Origin of the sequence: Halobacterium yunchengense, assembly GCF_037031165.1 — an archaeon.
Lineage (GTDB): Archaea > Halobacteriota > Halobacteria > Halobacteriales > Halobacteriaceae > Halobacterium > Halobacterium yunchengense.
In genome coordinates, this window is sequence record NZ_JAYEZL010000002.1 from 407327 (window position 1) to 428076 (window position 20750).

Genomic DNA, 20750 nt, shown 5'->3' on the forward strand with positions numbered 1-20750 from the left:
CGGCGTCAGCAGGCGTCAGCGAGGAACGGGCCGACGGCCTCCGCGACGGCGTCCATCCGGCCGACGAAGAAGTGGTCCGCGGACAGCTCGACGACCTCGACGCCGCGGTCGCGGGCGGCGTCGACGACCGGCTCCCAGTCCGCGGTGTCGTCCCGCGTCGCGTACGCGACCAACAGCGGCGCGTCGACGTCGCCGAGGGCGTCCGCGGCGTTCAGCCCCGAGGACAGCTCCGCGGCGGGCGCGAGCAGCGCGACCGCGCAGAGGTCGACGTCGACCGTGGCGGCGGCGAGCGCGGCGATGGAGCCGCCGAAGCTGAACCCGAACAGCCCCACGCGGTCGTAGCGCTCGCCCGCCCACCGGACGGCGTTCCGGGCGTCCTCGCGCTCGCCGAGGCCCTCGTCCCAGTCGCCGTAGTCGAACCGCAGCGCCGCGACGCCCCGGTCCACGAGGTACTCGGCGACGGCGACGAGGCGGTCGTCGCCGCGGTGGCCGCGGTGCTGGGGGTGGGGCGGACACAGCACGACGCACGACGACGCCCCCCCGTCGGGCGAATCCAGCGTCGCCTCGACGTCGCGGCCGCCCGGCACCAGCACGGTCTCCTGTTGCATGCGCGGTGGTTGGCCACCGGGGGTCGTGTAGCCTGCGGTTGCGGCGAGCGCGGCCCCGGCGAGCGGGCACCGGCGGTCGCCGCTCGCGATGTCGCGGCCTCACTCCGGTCGGCCGCGCTCGCGGTGAAGATTATACGTCGCGAGCCCCAACCCGTGCGTATGGGTATCGTATCACGAATCTCGTACGCCGTCCGGTCGAAGCTCAACGCGGTGGTCCGGTCCGCCGAGGACCCGGCGGAGACGCTGGACTACTCGTACGAACGCCTCCGCGACCAGGTCCGGGACGTCGAGCAGGGGCTCGCGGACCTCACCGCACAGAAGAAGCGCCTCGAGGTGCAGCGCGAGCGCCTCGCCCAGAACGTCCAGAAGCACGACGACCAGGCGTGGGAGGCCGTCCAGCAGGGCCGGGACGACCTCGCGCGGCGCGCCCTCGAGAAGAAGCAGGCGAAACGCGACCAGGTCGCCGAGCTCGACGACCAGATCGCCCGGCTGGAGCGGACCCAGCGGGACCTCGAGGAGAAACGCGACGGCCTCGAGCGGAAGGTCGAGCAGTTCCGCACGAAGAAGGAGACGATGAAGGCGCGCCACGAGGCCGCCGAGGCCCAGACGCGCGCCTCGGAGGCCGTGACGGGGGTGGGCGACGACGAGGTCGCCCGCGCCGTCGAGCGCGCGACGGACCGCACCGAGGAGATGGAGGCCCGCGCCGCCGCGCTGGACGAACTCGGCGACCGCGGCGCCCTCGACGACCCGCTCTCCCAACAGGACAGCATCGACCGCGAACTCGCCGCGGAGCGCGGCGACGACGTCGAGGCGGAGCTGGCGGACCTCCGGGCGGAGGTCCGCGGCGAGGACGCCGAGGCGGTCGACGTCGACGTGGCGGGCCCGGAGCGCGAGGCCGACGACGCCGTCGAGACCACCGGCGACGTCCAGCGCGACGCCGTCGAGGACGTCCAGCGCGACGCCGTCGAGGACGTCGACGAGGAGGCCGTCGAGGAGGAACTCGAGGCCATCCGCGAGGAGGAACGCGCGTAAGCCGACGGTCCGGTCGTCCCGCCACCGCGGCCAGCGCGTCGAACTCGTCGGTCCGGTCGTCCCGCCACCGCGGCCAGCGCGTCGAACTCGTCGGTCCGGTCGTCCCGTCTGCGTGCGAGCGCGAACGCGCACGGCGGCAGTCGGCCGCCCCTGTTTTCCGTGGGGGCGTCGAAGTCCCGGTATGAGCGACCGGGAGGACCGACCCAGCGACCGGATGCGCGAGCGCGTGCCGCGCAGCAGCCGGTGGTTCTGGGTGGTGCTGGACGCGGACCGTCGCGCCGTCGCCGGCGGCGTGCTCGCGGTGGTCTTCGTGGTGCTGGTGGCGGCGGGGACGCTGCTGGACCCGGCCGCGTTCCAGCAGCTGACCGACGGCGACCCCCACGAGACGCTGTTCAACGCGCTCGTCGGCTCCACCATCACGGGCGTGACGCTCGTGCTGACGCTGAGCCAGCTCGTGCTCTCCCAGGAGCTCGGCGCGGTCGGCGACCAGCGCGAGCGGATGGAGGGCGCGATGCAGTTCCGGCAGGACACCGCCGACGCCGCCGACATGGACGTCGCGCCGACGGAGCCGTCGGCGTTCCTCCGGGGGCTCGTCGAGGCGACCCGGGAGGAGGCCGAGCGGCTGGACGACGCCGTCGACGCGGAGGCGGCCGAGGACGCGGTCGCGGCGTTCGTCGACAACCTCACGGGGAACGCCGACGCCGTCACCGAACAGCTCGAGGGCGCGCAGTTCGGCGACTTCGACGTGGTGTGGGCGGCCCTGAACTACAACTACTCCTGGAAGATCTACGCCGCCGAGCGCATCCGCTCGGAGTACGGCGACGACCTGAGCGAGGACGCCCACGACGCCCTCGAGGACCTCCTGGACACGCTGCGGCTGTTCGGGCCGGCGCGCGAGCACTTCAAGACGCTGTACTTCCAGTGGGAGCTCTCGGACCTCTCGCGGACGCTGCTGTACGCGGCGGTGCCGGCGCTCGCGGTGTCGGCGGCCGCGCTCCTGTTCCTGGAGCCGTCGGCGTACCCGGGCGCGACCCTCGGCGTGAACCACGCCGTGGTCGCGGTGAGCGCGGCGGCGACGGTGGCGGCGCTGCCGTTCGCGCTCCTGCTGGCGTACGTGCTCCGCATCGTCACCGTGACCAAGCGCACGCTCTCAATCGGGCCGTTCATCCTCCGGGAGACCGACCGCAGCGGCAGCGTCGAGTGGGACTGACCGACGCGGTGACGCCCTCGGCGGCCGGTCCGCGAGCGAACCTGTGGCGTTTTCAGTGCGGAGGGCGAACCCGCGGCCATGTCGCTGTCGGACGCCGTGGCGGCGGCCGTGTCGACGCCGCGGGACGCGCTCGCGGGCGTCGTCCGGGAGCTCCTCGACCCCCTGGCGGTGCGGCCCTCGCCGGGCGCGGCCCTCAGGACGGCGGCACGCGTCTGCACGCTCTTCCTCGGGCTGGCCGCCGTCGCGTGGACGAGCGGGCTCCCGTACGTCTTCCCGAGCCTCGGGCCGTCGGCGTACGCGCTGGCGGTGAGCCCGTCGGCGGCGTCGAGCAGCCCACAGCGCGTGGTCGGCGGCCACCTGGTCGGCCTCGCCGGCGGCCTCCTCGCGTACCACCTGCTCGCCCCGGGGCTCGCGGTCACCCACCTGCCGCCGGGGCTGACCGTCGAGAGCGCGCGGCTCGCCGCCAGCGCGACCCTCTCGGTCGGACTGACGAGCGCCGGGATGCTCGCGACTGACCTCCGCCACGCCCCGGCGTGTGCGACGACGCTCATCGTCAGCCTCGGCGTCCTCCCGGGCGTCCGGGAGGCCGCGGTCATCCTCTCGGCGGTCCTGGTGCTGGTCGGCGTCGACTACGCGACTCCCGGCTTCGGCGGCGTCCGGGACCCGCCGACGTAGCGGTCGCCGGCGGCGGCCCGGGGGGAACAGTTCAGTCCGCGACGAAGTCGGGTTCGGTGCGCTTCTCGCCGACCTCCGCCTCGAGGTGGTCGACGAACGTCGACAGGTCGACGCCGTTGCGCTCGTTCTCCCGGCGGTCGCGCACGGACACCGTGCCGGCGTCCTCCTCGTCGTCGCCGACGACGAGCATGTAGGGGACGTCGTCGTCGTGGGCCTGCTGGATCTTCCGGCCGACCGTCCAGTCGCGGTCCTCGACCTCGACGCGGTACCCGGAGAGCTCGTTCTTCACGCGGTGGGCGTACCCGAGGTTGTCGTCCGTCACGGGGAGGATGCGCACCTGCTCGGGCGCCAGCCACGTCGGGAACTTCCCGTCGTAGTGCTCGATGAGCACCATGAAGAACCGCTCGTAGCTCCCGTAGAGCGCGCGGTGGATCATCACGGGCTGGTGGGCCTCGTTGTCCGAGCCCGTGTACTCCAGCTCGAAGCGCTCGGGCATGTTGAAGTCCAGCTGGACCGTCGGGCCGTCCCACGTCCGGCCGAGCGCGTCCTCGAACGCGAAGTCGATCTTCGGGCCGTAGAACGCGCCGTCGCCGGGCTCGAGGTCGTACTCGACGCCCTGTGCCTCGAGGACGTCCCGGAGCTGGGACTCGGACTTCTCCCAGATCTCGTCGCTGCCGACGGACTTCTCGGGGCGGGTCGCGAGCGCGACCTCGTAGTCGAGGTCGAACGTGTCCAGCACCTCGAAGATGAGGTCCATGATGCGGCGGACCTCCTCCTCGATCTGGTCGGCGCGCGCGAACACGTGGCCGTCGTCGATGGTGAACGCCCACACCCTGGAGAGCCCGGAGAGCTCGCCGCGCTGCTCGCGGCGGTACACCTTCCCGTCCTCGAAGTACCGCACGGGGAGGTCGCGGTAGCTCCACGAGGACTGGTCGAAGATGGTGGCGTGGCCCGGGCAGTTCATCGGCTTCAGGCCGTACTCCTCGTCGTTGACGTCGAGGAGGAACATGTCGTCGACGTAGTTGTCGTAGTGCCCGGACTGCTTCCAGAGCTCCGTCCGGAAGAGGTGCGGCGTCTCCACTTCCTCGTAGCCCATCTCGCGGTTGAGGCCGTGGACGTACTCCGAGAGCTCCCGGAGCACCGTCTTCCCGGCGGGGTGGTACAGCGGGAGCCCGGGGCCCGTGACGTCCGGGATGGAGAACAGGTCCATCTCCGAGCCGAGCTTCCGGTGGTCGCGCTCCTTGGCTTCCTCGCGTCGCTCGAGGTACTCCTCGAGTTCGTCCTGCGTGGGGAACGCGGTGCCGTACACGCGGGTGAGCGTCTCGCGGTCCTCGTCGCCCCGCCAGTACGCCGCCGACGTCTCCAGCACCTCGAAGCCGCCGATCTCGCCCGTCGAGTCGACGTGCGGGCCCCGGCAGAGGTCCTCGAAGCCGTCCTGCCTGTAGAAGCTCACGGGGTCCTCGCCGGCCGCCTCCGTCTCGAGGATCTCGCGCTTGAAGGGGTTGTCCGCGTACTTCTCGCGGGCCGCCTCGCGGTCGTACTCGACGCGCTCGACGTCGTAGTCCGCGTCGATGATCTCCTCGGCCTCGTCCTGGATGGCGGCGAGGTCCTCGGCGTCCAGCTCGACGTCCGCGACGTCGTAGTAGAACCCCTCCTCCGTGTACGGGCCGATGGTGAGTTTCGCGTCGGGGTGGTGGCGGAGGATGGCCTGCGCGAGGACGTGGGCCGCCGTGTGGCGGAGCGCGTCGAGGTACTCGTCGCTGTCCGCGGTGACGATCTCGATCTCGCAGTCCTCGGTGATCGGCGCCTCCTTCGCGACGAGTTCGCCGTCGACCTTCCCGGCGACTGTGTCACGGCCGAGGCCGGGCCCGATTTCGTGCGCTACGTCCTCGACCGTCGCCCCGGACTCGACGTCCAGTGTGGAGCCGTCCGGGAGCGTCACAGTGACGGAACTCATGCTCGTCGTTGTTTCGCCCGGAGGCACCCATAAGCCTGTTGAGACGGTGCGACCACGTGACAGACCGCCGGAAGGCTGAAGGCCAGCGGGACGCGGTGTCTCGACGGTGGCCGGGACGCGGCGTCTCACTCCATGAGCGTGCGGTGCGCGGCGACGTAGTCGTACGTGCCGCCGAGCACGGCGCCGTAGACGAGGTACGACACCAGCGCGGCGGCGAGCAGGCCGGCGTTCCCCGCCAGCGACCCGCTCCCGAAGCTGACGCCGTACACCACGGTGACCGCGTACCCGGCCCAGAGCACGAGCGTGAACGTGACGCCGTGGGCGACGCCGGACTCGCCGGGGAGCGCCCACGTCCACGCGGCGAAGACCAGCGGCCACGCGACGACGAACAGCGCGAGGAACGCGAGCGCGGTGAGCGCCACCGCGGCCGGCGAGTTCAGCGCGCAGTACGGCGGCCCGCCGATCGCACAGAGCCCCGCGATCGTCGAGAACACGAACAGCCGCGTGCCGCCGACCACCACGCCGGTGACGACCAGCGCGACGACGAACGCTCCGGTCGCGGCGACGCCCGCGACGAAGGTGCTACGCAGCGGGTCCATGTCTCCGGCGACGCCCGCCACGCGGAAAGTTACGACCGGCCTACGTCCGAGAAACCCGTGGTTTACGCCTCGCGAGCGCCGGTCCCCGGCCGGTCGAGGGCCTCGAGGTCGACGCGGCCGGCGGGCATCGGCACGCCCTCGAAGTCGTCGCGGTCCAGCAGCAGCGACCCGTCGAGGTCCGCGTAGTCCAGCAGGGGCGCGAGGTGGCAGGCGGCGGCGATGGACGCGTTCGACTCGGCCATGCAGCCGCACATCACCTCGAGGCCGTGCGCGCGAGCGGTGTGAATCAGGCGTCTCGCCTCGCGGAGGCCGCCGGTCTTCATGAGCTTGAGGTTCGCGATGTCGCACTTGTCAGCGATCTTCGGGACGTCGCTGGCGACGACGCAGGACTCGTCGGCGGCGATCGGGAGCCGCGACCGCTCGTAGACGTACCGCAGGCCCTGCGTGTTCTCCGCGGGCACCGGCTGTTCGACGAACTCGACGCCGTAGTCCTCGAGCCACTCGATGTGCCGCACCGCCTCCTTCGGCGTCCACGCCTCGTTGGCGTCCACGCGGATGGTGGCGTCCGGCGCCGCCTCCCTGACCGTCGAGAGCAGCTCCTCGTCCCGGCTCGTGCCGAGTTTCACCTTCAGCGTGCCGTAGCCGCGGTCGACGGCCTCCAGGGTCTTCTCGCGCATCGTCTCCGCGTCGTCGATGCCGATGGTGTACGACGTGTCGACGGACTGGGCGGGGTCCAGTCCCCAGTACTCGTACAGCGGGAGGCCGGCGCGCTTCGCGAGCAGGTCGTGGACGGCGATGCTGACCGCGGTCCGCGCCGAGGGGTTGTCCTCGACGACCCGCCGCATCCCGGCCTCGATGCGCTGGGCGTTCGAGAGGTCGTCGACGCGCTCGACGACCTCGAGCAGGTCCGGCATGACGGCCTCGACGGTCGCGGCCGTCTCGCCGTAGTGCGCGGACGGCCCGGCGGCGCCGACGCCGACGATGCCGTCGTCGTCCTCGACGCGCACGACGACCGTCGCCGCGGTCTCCTGGGTGCCCCGGGAGATGGTGAACGGGTACTCGAGGGGGAACTCGCGGCGCTCGAAGGTCGCCTTCATCGAATCACCTCCACGACGCTGCCGGGGTCGAAGCGAACGGGGTCGTCGGCGGGCGCGCCGATGGCGTCCGCGAAGTCGGCGATGGCCTCCCTCGCGTCGTCGTCCGCGTCGACGCCGCGCGTGTTCAGCATGCCGCCCACCACGTCGGCCTCCTTCACGGGCGCCGCGAACGCCTCGTAGCGGTCGACGAACGACGCGACCGGCGGCAGGGCCTGGTCGTAGCCGTGCACCGACTCGCGGCCGTGCTCGTGGCAGAGCACGAGGTGGTCGGGCATCGCGCCGTGGAGGATGCTCGCGGTGACGCCCGAGTACGCGGGGTGGACGAGGCTCGCCTGCCCCTCCACGAACACGTAGTCGTGGTCGGCGCCCGCGTCCAGCACCATGTCCTCGACGGCGCCGGCCGCGAAGTCCGAGACGACGCGGTCGACAGGGATGTCCTCGCCCTCGATGAGGATGCCCGTCTGCCCCGTCGCGACGAACGCCGCGTCCAGGCCCTCCTCGCGGGCGTACTCGTACATCTCGCGGGTCGCGGTCATCTTCCCGACCGAGCAGTCCGTGCCCACGGTGGCGACGACGGTGGCGTCGACGCTGTCCGCGACGCCGTCCGCGACGCCGAGGTCGGCGGGCGGCTTCCGGACGTCCCAGAGCTCGCAGCCGTGCTCGGCCGCGAGCGAAGCGAACTCCTCGTCGTCCTCGAGGAAGTAGTGGAGGCCGGCGTAGACGTCGCAGCCGCGCTCGAGGGCGTTCCGGACGTCCGGCCGCCAGGACTCCTCGAACGCGCCGCCGATGGGCGCGATGCCGATTACGAGCGCGTCCACGTCCGCGTCGACGTCGCTCATCGACGCGACCACGGGCGCGTCCTGGACGTCCGCGACGTGGTCGTGGACGCGCGTGCCGTCGTTGTCCCGGTCGAGCACCGCGACCACGTCGTAGTCGGCGTACCGGAGCACGCCGACCGCGGTCTTCGCGCGGTCCGGGAACTGCTCGTGTGCGAGGAGTGCGACCTTCATACGAGTCCGGAGGCCGCCGCCGGCCTTAAACCTCCGTCCGGTGGCAATCCGGGGGCGGCGCGGTCGCTCCGCACGCCGAAAGTCGTCCCTGACTACAGCAGCGACGGCGGCACTGTCCTACAGCAGCGACAGCGGCACCGTCCAGAAGTCCTCGTGGGCGTGCGCGAGCGCGTCCTCGGGGTCGCCGGTCGCGTCGACGGCGGCCGTGGCGTCGGCGTCGAACTCGTCCAGCAGGGTCTCCTCGCCGACGACGAAGGTGTGCTCGGCGTCCACCTCGGCGAGCGCGTCCTGGCAGTCGTCGAGGTGTTCGCGGATCTGGCTGTCGCGGCGGCGCTCGAAGCGGTCCTGGCTGAACCCGCCCTTCGAGTGCTTGCCCTTCACGTCGCTGGTGAACCCCTCGAAGGCGACGCGCTCCGGGCGGCCGTCCGCGTCCGTCTCGTAGGCGCCGACCGCGAACAGGTCCGCGCGAACGACGGCGAGCGCGTACCGGCCGGTGGGCGCGAGCCACTCGCGCTCGACGCGTACCGCCTCCCCCCACTTGCAGAACGCCTCCGGGGGGTTCGGGGGGCGCAGCGCCGCCGACAGCAGGCCGTCGCGGTCGCGGACGACGAGACAGGGCGCCGCGCGCTCGACGAGCGGCGCGCGGTCGCCGAACGCCGCCCGGACCGCCTCGGGCGGGTCGTCCGGGACGTACGCCGTCAGCACGCCCTCCTCGGCGGACTCGACGCTCGCCAGGAGCGCGAGCACGCGCTCGACGCCGTCGGCGCGGAGGTCGCGGCGGCCGCGGAAGTCGGCCTCGCCGTCCGCGTCGCCGGAGAGGCGGTCGACGCGGTCCCGGAGCTCAGTGACCCTGTCCTCCAGTTCGTTCACGCGCTCCTCCGCGTCCTGTCGCTTCCGGACGGCCTCGCGGCGGCGCTCGCCCTCCGCGTCCAGCTGCGCGCGCAGGGACTCCTTCTCGTCCTCCAGGTCCTCGATGCGCGCTTTCAGCTCCGCGCGCCCGAGGAGTTCGTCCAGCATGCCTGCACGGCGGCCCGCCGCGTGCTTAGGCGTTTGGGGTCGCGGCGGACTCCCCAGGGGGCCGCCCGACCGCGTTCAGGGTGCGAGCACGCGCGCGAGCACTCGCGGTCGGAGCAGCGACGTCGGCGGCACCTCCATGCTGATGACGCGGCCGTACGCGGTCGCGACCGCGCCGTCGTCGTGGGCCGTCTCGACGACCCGGGCGACGTACCGGTCGAACAGCCGCGCGCCCGGCGAGCGCGCGCCCTCGGTCTGCTCGTACGCGAGGTCGGCGGTCGTCGCCATCAGCCACGCGACGTCCACCACGTCGCTCGCGCGGTCGAAGAACCGCCGCGGCAGGTCCGCGAGGCCGCCGTCGGCGAGCGCGCGGTGGAGTGCGAGCGCCTCGAGACAGCCGACGGACATCCCCTGGCCGTAGACGGGGTTGAAGCTCGCGACCGCGTCCCCCACGACGACGAGGCCGTCCGGGTGGTCGGCGAGGGCCTCGTAGCGCCGCCGCCGGTTCGAGGGGAACGGGTAGTGGGCGGCGCCGTCGCCGACGACGCGGCGGTCCTCGAGGACGGCGGCGACGTCGTCGACGGGCAGGCTCGCCGCGAACTCGCGGAGGCCGTCGAGGTCCGTCGGCGGGTCGTCGCCGTGCACGCCCTGCATCGTGACCAGCCACCGGTCGCCCTCGACCGGGAACGCGCCGCCGCCCCTCGTGCGCGGCGGCGACGGCGGCACGAAGAACGCGCGCCGGTCGTCGCGCGGCCGCTCGACCACGGCGGTGCTGTACGAGACGTCCACCGCGACCGTCTCCTCGGGCGGCGCCCCGTAGCCGTGGTCGGCGAGCCACTCGGGCGTCGCGGACGTCCGGCCGGTCGCGTCCACGACGAGGTCCGCGGCCACCTGCTCGCGGTCGCCGTCGCCGCCGCGCACGACGACGCCCGCCACCGCCGCGGCGTCGTCGTCCGCGAGGTACGTCACGAACTGGGTGTCGTCGCGGACGGTCACGCCGTCGCGGGCGGCGACGCGGCGGCGGACGGTCGCCTCGAACAGCGGCCTGCTCGCCGCGTACATCACCTTGGGCTCGGGGCCGGTCGCGAGGTAGTCGCCGCCCTCGTAGTGCACGAGGTCCTTCGTCCAGTCGAGCATCAGGCCGCCGCCCGCGACGAGGTCCTCGCCGTACCCCGGGAAGAGGTCCTCGAGGGTCGCGCGCCCGGCTTCGAGGAGGACGTGGGGCTGGCGGGACTGCGGGACGCCGCGGCGCTGTTCGGGGCCGTCGGGCAGGCGGTCGCGCTCGACGACGGTCACGCGGTCGAAGGCGTCCGCGAGCGCTCGCGCGGCGACGAGGCCGCTGACGCTCGCGCCGACGACGACGGCGTGCTCGCCGACGCGGCCGGCGGCTGTCGGGTCGTAGCGTGGAACTGTCCGGAGCGTCACGCGAGTGTCTCTCGTTGCGTGACGCTGTCGCCGCCCGGTGTTAAGCGTTCCCGAGTGGTCCGCCGCGGCGCGCAGTGAAACGTACCGTGCGGTCGGTCGCGGTGCGGTGTCGAGTCCGCCACGCCGATACGTTGTCGCGTCGGCTGCGCCGATTCGGTGCCGCCTACACCGCGCCGATGTCGAGCAGGCGCGCGGCGTGCTCGCGCTTCGCGAGCAGCACCTCCTCGAGGGACGGCGGGTTGTCGACGGACGCGGACTCGAGGACGTCCTCCGGGACGGCGAGCGTCCGCTCGGGGACGTCGTCCTCGCCGTCGACGGCGAGGTGCGAGGAGCCGAGTTTCATCACGAGCGGGAGGTCGGTGCGGACGATGGCGTCGTCGTCGCCGGTGTACAGTTGCTCGTTGACCCGCTCGTGGTGGCGGCTGTTGATGGCGGCGCGCTCGCCGGCCGTCGGTTCGACGTACAGCCGTCCGAGGTAGTAGCCGCTGGAGAACGCCTCGAACATGTGTGTGAACCTTTACCACGACACTACATAAGCGCTGCGCCCAACCCTTAAGCCGTCGCGCAGTTCCACCGGCGCGGGACCCGGCCGCGTCGCCCCGGAGAGCAGACACCCTTATCCCGGCGCGCCGCTAACTCCGGGTGAAGACACGATGGACTCGGGGGCACTGCTCGACATCCTCGGCAACGAGAACCGGCGCCGCATCCTCCGACTGCTCGCGCGCAAACCCTGTTACGTCACGGAGATCTCGGAGTACATCGGCGTCAGCCCCAAGGCCGTCATCGACCACCTCCGCCAGCTCGAGGAGGCCGGCCTCGTCGAGTCCCGGGTCGACGACCAGCGACGGAAGTACTTCCACATCGCCGAGAACCTCCGCCTCGAGGTGCGGCTGTCCCCGTTCGACTTCGGCGCGAAGTCCGCGTACCCAGCCAGCGCCGACCTCGACCTCGCGCGCTGCCAGCACGTCTCCATCCGCGTCCAGCAGGACCGCGAGGACGACGTCGCCGACCTCGCCGCCCGCCTCCAGGAGCTGAAGGACCTCGAGCGGGAGCTCTCGCTCGCCCAGCGCTGGGTCCAGGGCCGCCTGGCGGACGTCCGCGGCCGTCTGGGGGACGCGGTCGGCGACGGCCACGAGCGCCTGTACGCGGACGTGCTCGCCGCGCTCGCGGACGGCGACGGCACCGTCCCCGAACTCGCGGCCTCACTGGACGCCCCGGAGCCGCTCCTGGAGGGCGTCCTGGAGACGCTGCGCGAGCAGGGCGTCGTCGCGCGCCGGAACGGCGAGTGGCACATCCCCGAGTAGCCGCCGCGCCGCCGACACCCAGGGGGCGGGCCGAGTAGCAACCTTTTCCACCGCGGCCGGGGAACGTTCCCCCATGACAGCAGACACCGGCGACCGGGTGCGCGTCGAGCGCGACGGCACCACCCACGAGGGCGTGCTGTTGCCGTCGGCGTCGCCCGACCACCTCGTCGTGAAACTCGACTCGGGGTACAACGTCGGCGTCGACCGCGACGCCGCCGACGTCGACGTGCTCGAACGCGGCGTCTACGACGTCGAGGCGGAGGACGGCGAGGGCGCCGCCTCCGAGGTCGAGTTCGACGACGACCTGCCGACGGTCGCGCTCATCTCCACGGGCGGCACCATCGCCTCCACGGTCGACTACCGGACCGGCGCGGTGACCGCGCAGTTCGACGCCGAGGACGTGCTGCGCGCGGTGCCGGACCTCGCCGGCCGCGCGAACTACCGCGGCCGCGTCGTCGCGAACATCCTCTCGGAGAACATGGAGCCGCCCATCTGGCAGGACCTCGCCGCGGCGGTCCACGAGGAGATCGAGGCGGGCGCGGACGGCGTCGTCGTGATGCACGGCACGGACACGATGCAGTACTCCGCGAGCGCGCTCTCGTTCATGCTGGACGCGCCCGTTCCGGTCGTGTTCACGGGCAGCCAGCGCTCGGCGGACCGGCCGTCCTCGGACAACGTGATGAACGCCGTCTGCGCGGTGGAGGCCGCCAAGAGCGACGCCAGCGAGGTCATGGTCTGCATGCACGCCTCCGAGAGCGACGACCGGTGTGCGCTCCACCGCGGCACGCGCGTCCGGAAGAACCACACGAGCCGCCGGGACGCCTTCGAGACGGTGGGCGCGCGGCCGCTCGGGTACGTCGACTACGACGAGGCCAGCGAGGCCGCCACCGCCGAGGCGCGCGGCGTCACCTACCGCAGGGACCACGCCGAGCGCGGTGCGAGGGCCCTCGACATCAGCCCCGACCTCGACTCGGACGTCGAACTCCTGAAGTTCACGCCCGGCGTGGACGAGGCGTTCTTCGACGTCTGCGAGGGCAAGAGCGGCGTCGTGATCGAGGGGACCGGCCTCGGCCACGTCCACACGGACTTCATCGACCGGATCGAGGCCCTCGTCGCCGACGGCACGACGGTCGTGATGACCAGCCAGTGCCTCGAGGGCCGCGTCTGCGACCGCGTCTACGACACCGGCCGGGACCTCCTCGACGCCGGCGTCGTCGAGGGCGAGGACATGCTGCCCGGCACGGCGAAGGTGAAGCTGATGTGGGCGCTCGCGAACGCGGACAACCCCGGCGACGCGATGCGGCGGCCGCTCGCCGGCGAACTGACCGACCGCTCGACCCCCTGGAACTGATGGCCCAGCAGGACCTCCGCGTGCGGCAGGCCGAACTGGCCGACTACGAGGACGTGGCGGCGTTCACGCGGGACACGTGGGCGGACCGCCGCGAGAGCGGCGACTACGTCCCGCGCGTCTTCGAGGACTGGGTCGAGAGCGACGGCCCGCGCCAGCGCACGTTCGTCGTCGACGCCGGCGACGATATCGCCGGCCTCGCGCAGTTCGTGCTGCTGTCCGACCACGAGGCGTGGGCCCAGGGGATGCGCGCGAACCCCGACTACCGCGGCCGCGGCGTCGGCCGACGGCTGGCGCACGCCGGCTTCGACTGGGCGCGCGAGCGGGGCGCCACCGTCGCCCGGAACATGGTGTTCTCGTGGAACGTGATGGGGCTCGGGCACTCCCGGGCGGTCGGCTTCGAGCCGGCGACCGAGTTCCGGTGGGTCCACCCCGACCCGGACGCGGACGCGACCCCGGGCCGCGAGGTCACCGGCGACGTGAACGCGGCGTGGCGGTACTGGCAGGCGTCGACGGCGCGGGACCGCCTCCGCGGACTCGCGCTCGACACCGGCGAGTCGTGGGCGCTCGCCGAACTCACCCGGGACCGCCTCGCCGCCGCGCGCGAGGAGCGCGACGGCCTGCTCGTCCTGCAGGACGAGGCCGAGGGCACGGTCGGGTTCGCGTTCCGCGCGCGCACCGACGACCGCGAGGGCGACGACGGCGTCGAGCGGACGCACGCCGAGTACGGCGTCGCCGCGTGGGACGGCCGGAGCGCCGCGGCCGACCTCCTCGCCGCGGTCAGCGCTGACGCCGCGAGCGTCGGCGCCGACGCGACGCGCGTCCTGATTCCGGAGGCAGTGGACGCGGTCAGCGACGTCGCCGTCACGCGCACGGAGATCGGCGACGAACCCGACTTCGTGATGGCCGCGGACCTCACCAGCGACTACCGCGGTCGGTGACGCGGTCCGCCGCCGGCCGGCGGCACCGTCCGCGACCGACCGAACCGTTTTCACACCGGGCGGAGTAGGGCCGGCATCCGGATGCGCGGCATCACCGACGTCCCGTCCAGCGTCGACGACCTGACGCGCCGGCAGCGCCTCGTCCTCGTCTTCCTCGCCGGCATCACGTCCGTCGTCCTCGTGTACACGGGCGTCTACTACTGGGGGATGGCGGTCCTCGAGGGGCGGCCGCGCACGCCGTTCCAGGCGCTGAACACGGTCATCGAGACGCTGACGACGACGGGGTTCGGCGCGGACTCGCCGTGGCAGTCCCCGTGGATGAACCTCCTGGTCGCGGCGATGCAGGTGACCGGCGTCGCCATGGGGTTCGTGACGCTGCGCGTGCTCGTCATCCCGCTGTTCGAGCGCACGCCCATCCACCTCGACGACCGCCTCACGCCCAAGGACGACCACGTCGTCGTCGCGGAGTACCGGCGGGACACGGGCGTGTTGCTCGACGAGCTGGAGGAGCTGGGCGTCGACTACGTGCTCGTGGAGTCCGACGTCGAGGAGGCCAAACAGCTCTCCGACGACGGCTACCAGGTCATCGACGGCGACCCGGCGGACCGCGCGGACCTCGAACGCGCGTCCATCCGGAAGGCGTCGGTGCTCATCACGGACGCCGGCGAGGAGACCGCCAGCGTCGTGCTCACCGCCCTGGAGCTGAACGAGGCCCTCCGCGTGGTGAGCTTCACGCCGTCGACGCGCCGGAAGGCCGCGCTCGCGGAGGTCGGCGTCGACCGCAGCGTCGCGCCGCACGCGCTCATCGGCGAGCGCCTCGCGGCGAAGGCGACCACGCCCGTGGTCGCGCCGGGCGACGTCGGCGGCGACGAGGTGGTCGTCCGCGAGATTCTCGTGCGCCGCGACAGCGAACTCCACGGCGTCCGCGTCGGGTCGTCCCCGCTCGCGCGCCACCCGGAGCTGACGCTGGTCGCCGGCTGGTTCGACGGCGACCTCCGCGTGCCGCCGTCCCCGGACGACCGGCTCACGTCGAACACCGTGCTCGTGGTCGCCGGCCCGGAGCGCGTCGTCGAGGAGGCCGCGAGCGAGGCCGCGGGCGTCCGGCGGCCGCGGGCGCGCGACCACTCGCGGGTCGTCGTCGCCGGGCTCGGCGAGGGCGGCCGGGCGGCCGTGGCGACGCTCGGCGACGCCGCGGTGACGACCGTCGACCCGGTCGAGGCGGCCGACCCGGACGTCGTCGGCGACGCCACCGAACCGGAGACCCTGGAGGCGGCCGGCATCCAGGACGCGTCCGCGCTCGTCGTCACGGTCGACGACGACGCCACCGCGCTGTTGACGGTGGCGCTCGCGCGCTCGATGAGCGACGACGTGGAGATCCTCGCGCGCGTCACGGACCACGAGAAGACGTCCGCGGCGTTCCGCGCGGGCGCCGACTACGCGCTGTCCGTCCAGCGCGTGAGCGCTCGCCTCGTCGCCGCCGAGGTCCACGGCGAGCGCGTGATGGACCCCGTCAACCAGATCCGGCTCGTCCGGGCCGCCGCCGACCCGTTCGTCGGCCAGCGGGTCGGCGACGCCGGCGACCCCGACGAGGACTGGACGGTCGTCGGCGTCGCGCGGAACGGCGACGTGCTCACCGGCGACGACACCGTCGTCGAGGCCACCGACGAGGTGTTCGTCGCCGGCAGCGACCGCGCCATCCAGCGCTTCGAGAAGCGGACCGACTGAGCGAACGGATCTCGCCCGCTCAGCGCCGCCGCGCCGGGTCCGCGGCGTAGTCGGCGACGCCCGGGTAGTCGCTGACGACGCCGTCGACGCCCGCGTCGTGGCACGCGACCGCGTCCGCCCAGCCGGTGACGGTCCACGCGTTCACGCTGCGGCCGTCGCGGTGCGCGTGGTCGACGACGTCCCCGCTCACGCCGTCGACGGGCGCGTGGAGCGCGCGACAGTCGAACTCGCTGGCGCGAGTCAGCCCCCGGTCCGGGTCGAGGCAGAGCGCCGCGCGCGGCGTCCCGGGCGCGACCTCCTGGGCGGCCTCGAGCGCGCCGTCGAAGAACGACGAGTAGACGACGGGCGCCTCGCAGTCCGCCAGCGCCGCGTCCACGGCCTCGACGAACGGCCGCCACGCCGAGACGTTCGGACCGTCGAGGCCGAGGCGCGCGTCCTCGCTGCCCGGCGTCTTCAGTTCCACGTGGAACTCCACGCCCGGCGGCACGAGGTCGGCGACAGCGGCGAGCGTCGGCACGCCCTCGCCGCTCCCGAGGACGGACGCGTCGGCGAGGACGTCCGGGCTGGCGTCCCACACGAACCCGGACAGGTCCGTGACGCCCCGGGAGTCGCCGTCGCCGTCCAGGCGGTGGTCGTGGAAGACGACGGGCGTGCCGTCGCCGGCCGGCTGGACGTCGACCTCGACGCCGTCGGCGCGCTCGCGGGCGACGCGGACCGCGGCCGCGGTGTTCTCGGGCGCGACGCCCGCGAACCCCCGGTGGGCGACGGTGAACATCAGCCGCCGCTCACCGGCGGGAAGATGGCGAGCTCGTCGCCCTCGTCCAGTTCCGTGCCCATGCCGTCCAGCCGACGGACGTTCTCGCCGTTCCGCAGGACGTTGATGTGCTCGCGGACGTCGCCGTCGTCGTCGAGCACGCGGTCTGCCAGCGCCGGCCGGCCGTCCAGCAGCGCGTCCAGCGCGTCCCCGACCGTCTCGCCCGGGTCGACGTCCACCTCGACGCGGCGGTCGCCGCCGACCTCCGCGAGGTCCGCGAACAGCTTCCACTCCATGCGCGTCACTCGGCGGTCCCGCCTCAAAGGTGCTACGGGGCCGGCGGGGCGGTCACTCCGCGCGCTCCGACGGCGCCGCGTCCCCCTCCCCGCCGGCGGCCGCCGCGTCCAGCCGGCGGGCGGCGTCCGGCCGCGCGACCACGTACAGCGTGTCGCCCGCCGCGAGCGACCGCACGTGCGTGGGGATCGCGTCGACGCCGTCGGCCGACCGCACCGCGACGACCGTCCCCTCGACGGCCGCGACGGTCGCGCCGTCCAGCGCGCTGCCGGCCGCCACCGTGACGACCGCCATCGTCTCGTCGGCGGTCCGCAGCAGGGACGCGAACTGGCGGTCCGCGCCGGGCTCGTACGGCAGCGTCACCAGCCGGTAGTCCCCGCCCGCGACCGCGTCGGCGTCGACCTCGTCCAGCGACAGCGTCACCGTGTCGTCGTGGGTCGCGCGGACCTCCGCGGTCGTCACGCGCTCGGGCGACTCGCCGCCCGTCCGCCAGACCTGCACGAGGTCGCCGGGCCCGGCGGCGTTCGGCGGGTCCGCGCGCACCGCGACGGCGGCCGTGCCGGGCGGCAGCGTCGGCCCGACGCCGGCGGTGCGGCTGCCGAGCGCGAGGTACTCCACGCTCCCGTCGTCGGCGAGCTCGACGTCGACGTACCCGACCTCGTAGTCGTCTTTCAGCCGCGTGACCACGCGGTCCCGGAGCTCCGAGACGGTGAGCCGGCGCGGGAAGATGAGCGTCTTCCCCGCGAGCTCGGCTTTCACGTCGTCGGCGACCGGGTCGTACCCCTCGATGTCCTCGATGTTCTCGGGGAGCTCCACGACGAGCGCGCGCCCCACGGTCTTCACGAGGCGGCCGACCTCGCCCTCCAGTTCCTTCGTGCCGGTCGCGGCGAGCACCTGCACGCCGACGCGGTCGCCGGCGCGGTTCGCCGCGGGCGCGAGCAGAGACGCCGCACCGAACGCCGCGAGGTTGAACGCCACCTCCTCGGGCGCCAGCGCGTCCACCTCGCCGACGATGGCCTGCCCGAGCGCGACGCGCGTGTTCAGGTAGAACGCGACCACGGAGACGTCGACGAGCAACGCGAGGCCGACCGGGAGCTGCTGGCGGAAGTACCAGCGGAACGCCGCCGCGAGCGCCGTCACCACGCCGCCCGCGACCAGCAGCACGCCGCCGGCCTCGGCGACCGCCTGCATCGACACCATCAGCGCGCCACCTCCTCGAAGGCGTCCAGGGCCGCCCGCGGCCCCGCGACGAAGACGTCGTCGCCGCCGTGCAGGGCGACGCCGCCGCCCGGCGCGACCGTCCAGTCGCCCTCGCGGCGGACCGCCAGCACCGCCACGCCGTACTCCTCCCGGACGCGCGCCTCCGCGAGCGTCCGGTCGACGACCGGCGCGTCCGCGCCGAGGGTCAGCCGACGGACGCGCTGGCCGCCGCGGCGCAGCAGCCCCAGGAGCTCGTACTCGCGGCGCGTCCCCCGCGCCTGCACGACCAGCCGCGGCGACGTCGCCGTCAACAGCGCCTCCGCCTCGGCGCGGTCGACGGCCACCGTCACGCGCCCCTCGCCGCCCGTCGTCGTCGGCGCCGCGGGCGCCGCCGCCGCGGCGCCGTCCTCCGGCTCGCCGCCGTCCGGCGCCGCGGCGGGTTCGTCGTCGGCCGTCTTCCTCGCGCCGCCGGACTTCGCGGACACCACCGTGCCCACCACGCGCCCCTCGCCGGTCAGCACCGCCACCTCGTCGCCGCGCGCGACGCCGGTGGGCACGAGCGCGGACACGGACACCGCGCGCTTCCCGGGCGGCGTGCGCTTCGAGACGCCCGCCGCCGGCGGCGCCGCGGACACCGTCGCGCGGCCGCGCTCGTCGATGGTGACGGCCGCCTCCTGGACGTCGAACTCCGAGCGCAGGCGGTCGACGAACCGCTTCTCGAGCTCCGAGAGCGGGAGGTCAGCGGGGAACCGCCACTCCGCCGCCCGGACGTCCGCCCGCAGCGACTCCGGCAGCGGCGGGTACCCCTCGAGGTCGCGGACCGCGCCCGCCACCGACACCGCGACCTCGTTGCGGCCGCCGACGAACTCGACGACGTCCGCGTTCAGCGTGCGCTCGCGCAGCCGCCGCAGGCTGACGCGCCGCGGCAGCGACCCCCCGAGCCGGTCGCCGACCGCGTGCGTGTAGAACGTCAACAGGGACACCACGAGCAGCGCGACGATGAGCGTCGTGGAGTTCGCGGCCTGCGTGATGGTCGGGTCCGCGAACGCGAGCAGGCCGCCGTTCACGCCCGCGAGCGCGACGCCGAGCACGACCACGCCGAACGCCGGGATGGACAGCCCCGTCACGTACCGGAACAGGAACCCGAACCCGAAGGCCACCAGCGCCGGGATCACGCCCGCGAGCAGCCCAAGGTAGACGCCCTGCAGCGCCTGCACGGGTGCGGAGGTCATACCGGCGTGGACTCGCGCCCCCTCCAAAACCCTACCGCCGCCGGCGGTCGGCGTGGCGAGCGTCGGTGGCGACGGTCCGTGGCGGCTCGCGTGGGGCAGGAGGCGTCGTTGCCGTTAAGGCGACCGCCGCCGCGCGTGCAGGTATGGACCTGCCGGGCGCCGAGCGCGTGACGGGACGGGCAGCGGTCGCGCTCACGCTCGCCGTCGCCGCGCTCTCGGTCGCCGTCGGCATCCTCGGCATCGTCGACCCCACCGCGAGCTTCGGGCCGCTCGCGCGGTACATCCCGCCGGCCGTCAGCCAGGTCGCGGGCTTCACCGGCGCGCTCACCGGCTTCCTGATGGTGATGAGCGCGTTCGGGCTGCGCCGCGGCCTCCGGGTCGCGTGGTACTCGACGCTCGTGTTGCTGCCGGTGACGCTGCTCCAGGGGCTCGTGCAGGCGACGCCGTACTCGGTGCCGCTGGTCGTGCTCTCGGTCGTGTCGTTCCCGCTGCTGGCGGCCGCCCGCGGCCGGTTCGACGAGCCCCTCTCGCTGTCCACCAGCCAGCTCGCGGCGGGCGGCGCGCTGTTCGGCGTGCAGGCGTACGGCACCATCGGCACGTACGCGCTGCGGGGCGACCGCGGCTTCCCGGGCGTCGCGACGCTGCTCGACGCGTTCTACTACACGCTCGTCACGTCGAGCACGGTCGGGTACGGCGACCTCGCGCCGGTCACCCAGGAGGCGCGGCTGTTCTCGCTGTCCGTGCTCGTGCTCGGCACCGCGAGCTTCGCCATCGCGCTGACCGCGCTGCTCGGCCCCGCCATCGAGGCCCGGTTCGCGAGCGCACTCGGACGCATGACACAGAGCCAACTCGAGTCCCTCGACGACCACGTGGTCGTCGCGGGCTACGGCGACCTGACCGAACCGATCCTGACCGAACTCCGGGCGAGCGGCCGACAGTTCCTCGTCGTCGCGTCCGCCGACACCGACGTCGCCGACCTCCGCGAGCGCGACGTGGACGTGCTCGTCGGCGACCCCGGCGACGAGGCGACGCTGCGGCGCGCGGGCGTCGACCGGGCGCGAGCCGTGGTCGCGGCGACCAACGACGACGGCGAGGACGCGCTCTCGATTCTCACCGTCACGGAGGCGTACCCGGACGTGCGCGTCGTCGCGGCCGCCACCGAACAGGAGAACGAGTCGAAGCTCCGGCGCGCGGGCGCGGACGCCGTCATCAGTCCCGCCGTCATCGGCGGCCGCCTCATCGCGCGGTCCGCGCTCGGCGATCGGGACGCCGAACGGGAGGCCGCGGACGTCCTCGAGGACCGCGGCGCGGAGTGACGGTCCGGC

At 73.7% G+C, this 20750-nt stretch carries 20 protein-coding genes; 8 read left to right on the plus strand and 12 right to left on the minus strand.

What is annotated here, in order from left to right; genetic code table 11:
• Nucleotides 1-5: 5 nt before the first annotated feature.
• Nucleotides 6-608 (minus strand): alpha/beta hydrolase, encoded by a 603-nt coding sequence (locus tag U5911_RS07270; RefSeq protein WP_336036295.1) that lies wholly within the window; start codon nucleotides 606-608, stop codon nucleotides 6-8.
• A 159-nt stretch (nucleotides 609-767) separates the two neighbouring features.
• On the opposite strand from U5911_RS07270, the gene U5911_RS07275 reads away from it, so the two are divergent.
• The 3 genes from U5911_RS07275 (at nucleotide 768) to U5911_RS07285 (ending at nucleotide 3525) form a co-directional block, all read left to right on the plus strand.
• A complete protein-coding gene (locus U5911_RS07275; protein ID WP_336036296.1) occupies nucleotides 768-1640 on the plus strand; it encodes a PspA/IM30 family protein in 873 nt (290 codons plus the stop codon).
• A 181-nt stretch (nucleotides 1641-1821) separates the two neighbouring features.
• Nucleotides 1822-2850 (plus strand): DUF7972 family membrane protein, encoded by a 1029-nt coding sequence (locus tag U5911_RS07280; protein WP_336036297.1) that lies wholly within the window; start codon nucleotides 1822-1824, stop codon nucleotides 2848-2850.
• 78 nt (nucleotides 2851-2928) lie between these two features.
• A complete protein-coding gene (locus U5911_RS07285; protein ID WP_336036298.1) occupies nucleotides 2929-3525 on the plus strand; it encodes an HPP family protein in 597 nt (198 codons plus the stop codon).
• Between the two features lie 31 nt (nucleotides 3526-3556).
• Here the strand turns inward: U5911_RS07285 and thrS are convergent, their stop codons facing one another.
• The 7 genes from thrS to U5911_RS07320 form a co-directional block, all read right to left on the minus strand.
• On the minus strand, nucleotides 3557-5482 hold the full coding sequence (thrS, locus tag U5911_RS07290) for a threonine--tRNA ligase (protein ID WP_336036299.1): 1926 nt from the start codon (nucleotides 5480-5482) through the stop codon (nucleotides 3557-3559).
• A 125-nt stretch (nucleotides 5483-5607) separates the two neighbouring features.
• The gene (locus tag U5911_RS07295) at nucleotides 5608-6081 is read right to left on the minus strand and encodes a DUF6789 family protein (protein WP_336036300.1); all 474 of its coding nucleotides are present in this window, start codon (nucleotides 6079-6081) and stop codon (nucleotides 5608-5610) included.
• Nucleotides 6082-6143: 62 nt separating this feature from the next.
• On the minus strand, nucleotides 6144-7178 hold the full coding sequence (locus U5911_RS07300) for a dipeptide epimerase (protein ID WP_336036301.1): 1035 nt from the start codon (nucleotides 7176-7178) through the stop codon (nucleotides 6144-6146).
• A complete protein-coding gene (locus U5911_RS07305) occupies nucleotides 7175-8188 on the minus strand; it encodes an N-acetyltransferase DgcN family protein (protein WP_336036302.1) in 1014 nt (337 codons plus the stop codon). Before U5911_RS07305 ends, U5911_RS07300 begins: the two co-directional genes overlap by 4 nt.
• Before the next feature lie 117 nt (nucleotides 8189-8305).
• Entirely contained in the window at nucleotides 8306-9205 is a 900-nt protein-coding gene (locus U5911_RS07310) for a Vms1/Ankzf1 family peptidyl-tRNA hydrolase (protein WP_336036303.1), read from the minus strand.
• A gap of 75 nt (nucleotides 9206-9280) precedes the next feature.
• Nucleotides 9281-10627, minus strand: coding sequence for an NAD(P)/FAD-dependent oxidoreductase (locus U5911_RS07315; RefSeq protein WP_336036304.1), 1347 nt, complete (start codon nucleotides 10625-10627; stop codon nucleotides 9281-9283).
• Nucleotides 10628-10790: 163 nt separating this feature from the next.
• Nucleotides 10791-11132 (minus strand): DUF5802 family protein, encoded by a 342-nt coding sequence (locus tag U5911_RS07320; protein ID WP_336036305.1) that lies wholly within the window; start codon nucleotides 11130-11132, stop codon nucleotides 10791-10793.
• A gap of 148 nt (nucleotides 11133-11280) precedes the next feature.
• On the opposite strand from U5911_RS07320, the gene U5911_RS07325 reads away from it, so the two are divergent.
• From U5911_RS07325 to U5911_RS07340, 4 genes are all read left to right on the plus strand, one after another.
• Nucleotides 11281-11931: an ArsR/SmtB family transcription factor gene (locus tag U5911_RS07325; protein ID WP_336036306.1), complete on the plus strand. Its 651-nt coding sequence runs from the start codon at nucleotides 11281-11283 to the stop codon at nucleotides 11929-11931.
• 73 nt (nucleotides 11932-12004) lie between these two features.
• Complete coding sequence (gatD, locus tag U5911_RS07330; RefSeq protein ID WP_336036307.1) at nucleotides 12005-13282, plus strand: Glu-tRNA(Gln) amidotransferase subunit GatD; 1278 nt, start codon at nucleotides 12005-12007, stop codon at nucleotides 13280-13282.
• A complete protein-coding gene (locus U5911_RS07335) occupies nucleotides 13282-14220 on the plus strand; it encodes a GNAT family N-acetyltransferase (RefSeq protein WP_336036308.1) in 939 nt (312 codons plus the stop codon). The genes gatD and U5911_RS07335 overlap by 1 nt, the downstream gene beginning before the upstream one ends.
• A gap of 81 nt (nucleotides 14221-14301) precedes the next feature.
• Nucleotides 14302-15945, plus strand: a complete 1644-nt coding sequence (locus tag U5911_RS07340) for a potassium channel family protein (protein ID WP_336036309.1) — start codon at nucleotides 14302-14304, stop codon at nucleotides 15943-15945.
• A 19-nt stretch (nucleotides 15946-15964) separates the two neighbouring features.
• On the opposite strand, the gene U5911_RS07345 is transcribed toward U5911_RS07340, so the two are convergent.
• The 4 genes from U5911_RS07345 to U5911_RS07360 are packed head-to-tail and all read right to left on the minus strand — an operon-like array spanning nucleotide 15965 to nucleotide 19425.
• Nucleotides 15965-16720 carry a glycerophosphodiester phosphodiesterase gene (locus U5911_RS07345; RefSeq protein ID WP_336036310.1) on the minus strand — a complete coding sequence of 252 codons (756 nt, stop codon included), beginning with the start codon at nucleotides 16718-16720 and terminating at the stop codon, nucleotides 15965-15967.
• Nucleotides 16720-16995, minus strand: a complete 276-nt coding sequence (locus tag U5911_RS07350) for a ubiquitin-like small modifier protein 1 (protein WP_336036311.1) — start codon at nucleotides 16993-16995, stop codon at nucleotides 16720-16722. Before U5911_RS07350 ends, U5911_RS07345 begins: the two co-directional genes overlap by 1 nt.
• A 52-nt stretch (nucleotides 16996-17047) precedes the next feature.
• Nucleotides 17048-18193, minus strand: coding sequence for a DUF8167 domain-containing protein (locus tag U5911_RS07355; RefSeq protein ID WP_336036312.1), 1146 nt, complete (start codon nucleotides 18191-18193; stop codon nucleotides 17048-17050).
• On the minus strand, nucleotides 18193-19425 hold the full coding sequence (locus U5911_RS07360) for a potassium channel family protein (protein ID WP_336036313.1): 1233 nt from the start codon (nucleotides 19423-19425) through the stop codon (nucleotides 18193-18195). The genes U5911_RS07355 and U5911_RS07360 overlap by 1 nt, the downstream gene beginning before the upstream one ends.
• Before the next feature lie 143 nt (nucleotides 19426-19568).
• Here U5911_RS07360 and U5911_RS07365 point away from each other — a divergent pair, with 143 nt between their 5' ends.
• Nucleotides 19569-20741: an NAD-binding protein gene (locus U5911_RS07365; RefSeq protein WP_336036314.1), complete on the plus strand. Its 1173-nt coding sequence runs from the start codon at nucleotides 19569-19571 to the stop codon at nucleotides 20739-20741.
• Nucleotides 20742-20750: the final 9 nt, after the last annotated feature.

What these genes read in the sequence shown, in the direction of transcription:
- U5911_RS07270 (WP_336036295.1), bottom strand. Translation starts at nt 608, where the DNA reads ATGCAACAGGAGACCGTGCTGGTGCCGGGCGGCCGCGACGTCGAGGCG.
- U5911_RS07275 (WP_336036296.1), top strand. Translation starts at nt 768, where the DNA reads ATGGGTATCGTATCACGAATCTCGTACGCCGTCCGGTCGAAGCTCAAC.
- U5911_RS07280 (WP_336036297.1), top strand. Translation starts at nt 1,822, where the DNA reads ATGAGCGACCGGGAGGACCGACCCAGCGACCGGATGCGCGAGCGCGTG.
- U5911_RS07285 (WP_336036298.1), top strand. Translation starts at nt 2,929, where the DNA reads ATGTCGCTGTCGGACGCCGTGGCGGCGGCCGTGTCGACGCCGCGGGAC.
- thrS (WP_336036299.1), bottom strand. Translation starts at nt 5,482, where the DNA reads ATGAGTTCCGTCACTGTGACGCTCCCGGACGGCTCCACACTGGACGTC.
- U5911_RS07295 (WP_336036300.1), bottom strand. Translation starts at nt 6,081, where the DNA reads ATGGACCCGCTGCGTAGCACCTTCGTCGCGGGCGTCGCCGCGACCGGA.
- U5911_RS07300 (WP_336036301.1), bottom strand. Translation starts at nt 7,178, where the DNA reads ATGAAGGCGACCTTCGAGCGCCGCGAGTTCCCCCTCGAGTACCCGTTC.
- U5911_RS07305 (WP_336036302.1), bottom strand. Translation starts at nt 8,188, where the DNA reads ATGAAGGTCGCACTCCTCGCACACGAGCAGTTCCCGGACCGCGCGAAG.
- U5911_RS07310 (WP_336036303.1), bottom strand. Translation starts at nt 9,205, where the DNA reads ATGCTGGACGAACTCCTCGGGCGCGCGGAGCTGAAAGCGCGCATCGAG.
- U5911_RS07320 (WP_336036305.1), bottom strand. Translation starts at nt 11,132, where the DNA reads ATGTTCGAGGCGTTCTCCAGCGGCTACTACCTCGGACGGCTGTACGTC.
- U5911_RS07325 (WP_336036306.1), top strand. Translation starts at nt 11,281, where the DNA reads ATGGACTCGGGGGCACTGCTCGACATCCTCGGCAACGAGAACCGGCGC.
- gatD (WP_336036307.1), top strand. Translation starts at nt 12,005, where the DNA reads ATGACAGCAGACACCGGCGACCGGGTGCGCGTCGAGCGCGACGGCACC.
- U5911_RS07335 (WP_336036308.1), top strand. Translation starts at nt 13,282, where the DNA reads ATGGCCCAGCAGGACCTCCGCGTGCGGCAGGCCGAACTGGCCGACTAC.
- U5911_RS07340 (WP_336036309.1), top strand. Translation starts at nt 14,302, where the DNA reads ATGCGCGGCATCACCGACGTCCCGTCCAGCGTCGACGACCTGACGCGC.
- U5911_RS07345 (WP_336036310.1), bottom strand. Translation starts at nt 16,720, where the DNA reads ATGTTCACCGTCGCCCACCGGGGGTTCGCGGGCGTCGCGCCCGAGAAC.
- U5911_RS07350 (WP_336036311.1), bottom strand. Translation starts at nt 16,995, where the DNA reads ATGGAGTGGAAGCTGTTCGCGGACCTCGCGGAGGTCGGCGGCGACCGC.
- U5911_RS07355 (WP_336036312.1), bottom strand. Translation starts at nt 18,193, where the DNA reads ATGGTGTCGATGCAGGCGGTCGCCGAGGCCGGCGGCGTGCTGCTGGTC.
- U5911_RS07360 (WP_336036313.1), bottom strand. Translation starts at nt 19,425, where the DNA reads ATGACCTCCGCACCCGTGCAGGCGCTGCAGGGCGTCTACCTTGGGCTG.
- U5911_RS07365 (WP_336036314.1), top strand. Translation starts at nt 19,569, where the DNA reads ATGGACCTGCCGGGCGCCGAGCGCGTGACGGGACGGGCAGCGGTCGCG.